The sequence below is a fragment of the Spirillospora sp. NPDC049652 genome, from assembly GCF_040675125.1.
Taxonomy (GTDB): Bacteria; Actinomycetota; Actinomycetes; order Streptosporangiales; family Streptosporangiaceae; genus Spirillospora.
On sequence record NZ_JBFAOF010000578.1, the window covers coordinates 1 to 4,643 of the forward strand.

The window sequence follows — 4,643 nt, forward strand, 5'->3', positions numbered from 1 at the left end:
GGTTCGACCTGGCGGGCGCGCTGACCTCGGCGCTGGGACTGGCGGCCCTGGCCTTCGGCCTCGCCCGGGTCGGGAACCGGCCGCTGGCGCTCGGGCTCGGCGTGCTCCTGCTGATCGTCTTCGTCCTGGTGGAACGCCGGGCCGCCCAGCCCGTCACGCCGCTACGGCTGTTCGCCGACCGCGCCCGCTCGGCCGCGCTGGCGGCCCTGCTGCTCATCCCCATGACGACGATGAGCGCCCAGTTCCTGATCGTCCAGTACTTGCAGGAGGCCCTCGGATGGGGTGCGTTGCGGGCGGGATCGGCCTTCCTGCCCATGGCGCTGGGCATGTTCGTCTGGCGCTGGGCATGTTCGTCACCGCGCGGTTCGCGCCGCGCCTCATGGGCGCCGCCTCGTCCCGGCTCGTCGCCCTGCTGGGCACGGCGCTGCTGACGGCCGGTCTGGTCTGGCTGAGCTTCCTCCCGCAGACCGGCGGGTACGCCCTCGGGGTCGCCGGGCCGCTGCTCCTGCTGGGCGCCGGGCTGGGGCTGGTCGTCGTCCCGTTCAACATGACGATCATGTCGACGGTCGCGCCCGCCGACTCGGGCGCGGCGGCGGGCCTGCTGCAGACGGCGATGCTGACCGGCGCGTCCCTGGGCATCGCGGTGCTCTCCAGCGTCTACGCCGCGTCCCTGGAGGGACGGCCCCTGACGGCGTCCGCCATCACCGACGGCATGGGCAGCGCCTTCGCCATCGCCTCGGGCATCGCCGCCGCCGCGCTCCTGATCGTCCTCGCCGCCTACCGGTCGGCCGCTTCCCGACGGGCCCCGGACACGGCGCGCGAGCCGCGTTTTCACGAGACGTCCTCGCGGTAGGGGAAAAAGGAGGCCCCTGAGAAAGGAGGGAAGAGATGAGAAGCGACGAGTTCCTCGCGGAGGTCAGGCGGCGCGGCGGCTACGCCGACCAGCGGGAGGCCGCGGGCGTCGCCCGGTCGGTGCTGGCCGTCCTGTCGGAGCGGATCACTCCCCGGACGGCGTCCGGCCTCGCCGCGCAGCTCCCGAACGAGGTGAGCGGCGCCCTGGACACCGCACCGGACCGGCGCCCCGCCGGCTTCGGCCTCGCCGAGTTCTACACCCGCCTCGGCACACCCGAACCCGAACGGGACGCGGCGGCCGTCCTCGGCACCGTGAGCGAGTCGGTGTCGGGCGGCGAGGTCAACCACCTGCTGGGCCAGCTGCCGTCCGGCTACGCCGTCCCGTTCGGGAAGCCCGACCTGGCCGGCTGACCGGCGTCAGGCTCGGTGCCGGGCGACGTTCATGTTCACGAGCGGGGCGATCAGCCCGGCGTTCGGCGTCGAGTGCACGGCGACGGGCAGCGGCTTCGCCCGCCCGTGGACGAAGAGCCAGACCCGCCCGGCGTGGTCCTTGGCGTTCTGGATCTCCGGCCAGGTGAAGGAGTCCCGGCCGACGACGACCCCGCCGGGCTGCACGTGGGCCCGCCGGCTGAAGTCGATCGGCAGGCCGCGCCGGAGCCGGGCGTCCATCCGCGCGAGGATGTCCGGCTCGACCCGCTCGCGCAGCAGGCGCATCAGCGCCGTCCACGCCTCCGGGTCCTCCTTCTCCTTGTAGCGGCGGTAGAAGTCCGCGCGGACGTCGCCGCGGCTCCGCGACGGGTCCACGCCCGCCTTGAAGTTGTACTCGAAGTTGCCGCGGGTCGGGTCGTTCAGCCCCGAGCTCCCCTGGACCTTCCGCACCACCCAGTGGGAGACCCAGCGGATGTCCGCGATGGGGATCGTCCGGCCGTTCACGCCGAGCGTGTGCTGGTCGGCCCACACATGGAACTTGCGGTACTCCATGTTGAACACCGGCCCAGCGGCAGCCGGAGCGACCGGCGCAACGGGCTGGGGCGGCACGACCGGCGCGGGCACGGGCGGCGCGGCCGGGACGGGCGGCGGGGCCGGGACGGGAGGAGTGGAGGGCGGCGGCGGGGCGGGTCTGGCGTGCTCGGTCCAGACGTTTCCGTCCCACCAGCGGAGCCCTCCCCCGCCGTACGGATCCGCGTACCAGCCCGGTTGACTCATGCCGCCCTCCCACACATATCGGGCCACAGGCTACCGATGGCACGAGCAAGATCGCGTCCCGAGAGCGCCCCACCCGGCGCCGCCCCCGCGAATCGCCGGTGTGCCTTGGCCGCGCCTCAGGTCAGCCCGTGGTGAACTCGAAGGTCGGGTTCCGCCGGGCCCCCACCCGCTCCAGCGCCCCGGCCAGCAGGTGGACCTGGTCCAGGGAGCTGCTGGCCGGATAGAGCACCAGGTCGTCGACGCCCGCGTCCGACAAAGCGATCAGCTCTTTGAGCAGGCGCTCGTCGGAGTCGAGCGAGTCGGCGCGCACCGGCTCGTAGTACGGCGACTCCTGGGAGCCGTAGTAGTGCGCCACGTACTCGTCGGTGAGCCGGACGGCCTCGGGACCGCAGCAGAAGTAGCGGCCGGTGAGGATGTGCGGCTTGCCGGGCCGCCCGGCCGCGGCCCAGGCCTCGGTGACACCCCGCACGCCGTTCACCAGCATGTCCAGGCTCAGCGTCGGCGCCACCCAGCCGTCGCCGAAGCGGGCGGCGCGGGCATAGCCCGCGGCGATCAGGCCGCCGATGAGCAGCTTGGGACGGCCCTCGCCGGGCAGCGGGGTGGGACCGGAGACGCTGGTGACCTCCCCGTTCCAGACACGGCGCATTTCGGTCAGGGTGTCGTCGAAGAGTTTGCCGTGGCCCTTCTGGGGAGCACCGCTGACGGTGAAGTCGTCCGGCCAGGCCCCGATGCCCAGGCCCGCCGTGAGCCGGCCCCCCGAGATCAGGTCGACGGTGGCGAGCTGCTTGGCGAACAGGACCGGGTTCCCCCGCCAGCCGACGTTCAGCACGCTGGTGAACAGCTGGACGCGCTCGGTCACCGCGGCGGCGACGCCGAGGGAGACCAGCGGGTCCAGGACGTCGTAGACCAGGCGGTCGATGGATCCCAGAGAGTGGAAGCCTAGGCGCTCACCATCCTCCGCCCACTGCTTGACCTCCCGCGCGGGACGTCCGGGAACGGCGATCGGCAGACCAATACCAATTTTCACGAGCACTCCGTCTCAACCAGGTCTCACTACAGGCCGGACAGCACCTTTCCGGCCGTCCTCATGCGCCCGCCGAGGCGCACAGGCGTGACGGTATTCAGCGAGACCGGCACCGGTCTTGTACGGATCGGACACGCCGCGAAGCCGTTGCGGGCCTCCCGCGGTACGGGCGCAGGGGGCGAATGATGAGAGCAGAGGCGTGAGCGCCCTGCGCGATCTCTGGACGACCTACCCCGAAGCGCCCAGCCCGGGGACTTTGATCTTCCCTGGCAAGGGCAGGAAGGTCCGCCGCCGCGCGCGCTGGCCCGCGGGTACCCACCAGACGCGTCAGGGCCGCTACCGAGATCGGTAGCGGCCCTGACCTGGGGCTCTGCGTGGCCCTGGTGGCTCCCGCGATTGGACTCGAACCAATAACCTGCCGGTTAACAGCCGGCTGCTCTGCCAATTGAGCTACGCGGGATTGTCCCTGGTCTCCGGGGGTTTCGCCCCCTGGCGACAGGAATAGATTAGCGCATCCGGCGACCGGTTCGCGCATCGAAAACCGGGCGGTCGGGACGGGGCCGGCGGGCCGCGCTAGAGGCCGGTCTGGCGGCGGAGGTCCTCGAGGACCTGCTCGGCCTGGGCGCGCAGGCCCGGGTCCTCGGGGTCGAGGCCGGGGTCGAAGACGAAGGTCCAGCGGACGGCGCCGCCGCCCGGCGGACGGCGGCCGGCGATGCGGACGCCGCCGCCGGACGGGAGTTCGGCGTGGTGGGAGACGGCGACGGTCGAGGTGACGCGTTCGCGGACGGTCTCGGGGACCGATCCCGGCTCGGTCAGGCGGACGTGGTGCTCCGGGCCGCCCATGGTCTCCTGGACGTGCAGCCAGCCGTCCTTCCAGGACGCCTGGTCGACCTGTTCCCAGGGGACGCGGACCAGGCCGTTCTCGCGGGTCGGGACGTAGAGGGCGCGGGCCGTCGCGACGACGTGGGAGCCGCCGCGGGTGGGGGCGGAGGACAGGACGCGGTCGCCGCGCGGGAGGTCCAGGGCGGCGCGGACGTCCGCGGGGAGGGCACGGTTCGACCGGAGCAGGCGCATGATCTCAGCGTAGTCGGCGGAGCGGCCCCCCGACGGCCGGTCAGGCGGCCCCCGGACGGCCGGTCAGGCGGCCCTCGGGGCGCGGCGGGCGCCGAGGAGGTCCAGGACGAGGGCGGCGGACCAGCTGTAGTCGTGGCTGCCGCGGCCCGTCCCGTCGAAGGGGTCGAAGAACTCGCGGAAGCCGGACTGGCGGACGAGGCGGAGGGTCGAGCCGTACAGGAGGTCCGCGACCACGGTGTGGCCGTGGGAGAGGGCGCCGTGCCAGACCAACCAGTTGGTGTTGATCCAGGTGGGGCCGCGCCAGTAGCCGCCCCGGTCGAACGCCGCGGCCTGGATGTCGCAGGTGGGGACCGGGTATCCGGCCGCGCCGGCGAAGCGGGCCGACAGCAGCAGGTCGACGAGCCGGCGGACGACCGGGCCGGGGAGGTCGGGGTCCAGCAGCGGGGCGAACGAGGCGACGGTGACGACCGGCAGGAGGCGGTCGTCG

General features: G+C 73.2%; 6 protein-coding genes, 1 tRNA gene and 1 pseudogene. 3 read left to right on the forward strand and 5 right to left on the reverse strand.

Features of this window, described 5'->3' with window-relative positions; translation table 11 throughout:
• The 3 genes and pseudogenes from AB0J52_RS28215 to AB0J52_RS28225 form a co-directional block, all read left to right on the forward strand.
• Positions 1 to 431: pseudogene (locus tag AB0J52_RS28215) on the forward strand (hypothetical protein); the annotation flags it as partial.
• A complete protein-coding gene (locus tag AB0J52_RS28220; protein WP_500185450.1) occupies positions 347 to 853 on the forward strand; it encodes a hypothetical protein in 507 nt (168 codons plus the stop codon). The pseudogene AB0J52_RS28215 and the gene AB0J52_RS28220, both read left to right, overlap by 85 nt.
• 35 nt (positions 854 to 888) lie before the next feature.
• The gene (locus AB0J52_RS28225; RefSeq protein ID WP_500185452.1) at positions 889 to 1,263 is read left to right on the forward strand and encodes a DUF2267 domain-containing protein; all 375 of its coding nucleotides are present in this window, start codon (positions 889 to 891) and stop codon (positions 1,261 to 1,263) included.
• 6 nt (positions 1,264 to 1,269) lie between these two features.
• Here AB0J52_RS28225 and AB0J52_RS28230 read toward each other — a convergent pair whose 3' ends face one another.
• From AB0J52_RS28230 to AB0J52_RS28250, 5 genes are all read right to left on the reverse strand, one after another.
• Positions 1,270 to 2,058, reverse strand: a complete 789-nt coding sequence (locus AB0J52_RS28230; protein ID WP_500185454.1) for a DUF2510 domain-containing protein — start codon at positions 2,056 to 2,058, stop codon at positions 1,270 to 1,272.
• A 121-nt stretch (positions 2,059 to 2,179) separates the two neighbouring features.
• Positions 2,180 to 3,085: an LLM class flavin-dependent oxidoreductase gene (locus AB0J52_RS28235; RefSeq protein ID WP_500185456.1), complete on the reverse strand. Its 906-nt coding sequence runs from the start codon at positions 3,083 to 3,085 to the stop codon at positions 2,180 to 2,182.
• Positions 3,086 to 3,466: 381 nt separating this feature from the next.
• Positions 3,467 to 3,542: transfer RNA gene (locus AB0J52_RS28240), tRNA-Asn, on the reverse strand.
• Between the two features lie 113 nt (positions 3,543 to 3,655).
• Positions 3,656 to 4,156, reverse strand: a complete 501-nt coding sequence (locus AB0J52_RS28245) for a hypothetical protein (RefSeq protein WP_500185458.1) — start codon at positions 4,154 to 4,156, stop codon at positions 3,656 to 3,658.
• 63 nt (positions 4,157 to 4,219) lie between these two features.
• Positions 4,220 to 4,643: MGH1-like glycoside hydrolase domain-containing protein (locus AB0J52_RS28250; RefSeq protein WP_500185459.1), on the reverse strand; the 424-nt coding region annotated here is incomplete at its 5' end.

What these genes read in the sequence shown, in the direction of transcription:
- AB0J52_RS28220 (WP_500185450.1), top strand. Translation starts at nt 347, where the DNA reads ATGTTCGTCACCGCGCGGTTCGCGCCGCGCCTCATGGGCGCCGCCTCG.
- AB0J52_RS28225 (WP_500185452.1), top strand. Translation starts at nt 889, where the DNA reads ATGAGAAGCGACGAGTTCCTCGCGGAGGTCAGGCGGCGCGGCGGCTAC.
- AB0J52_RS28230 (WP_500185454.1), bottom strand. Translation starts at nt 2,058, where the DNA reads ATGAGTCAACCGGGCTGGTACGCGGATCCGTACGGCGGGGGAGGGCTC.
- AB0J52_RS28245 (WP_500185458.1), bottom strand. Translation starts at nt 4,156, where the DNA reads ATGCGCCTGCTCCGGTCGAACCGTGCCCTCCCCGCGGACGTCCGCGCC.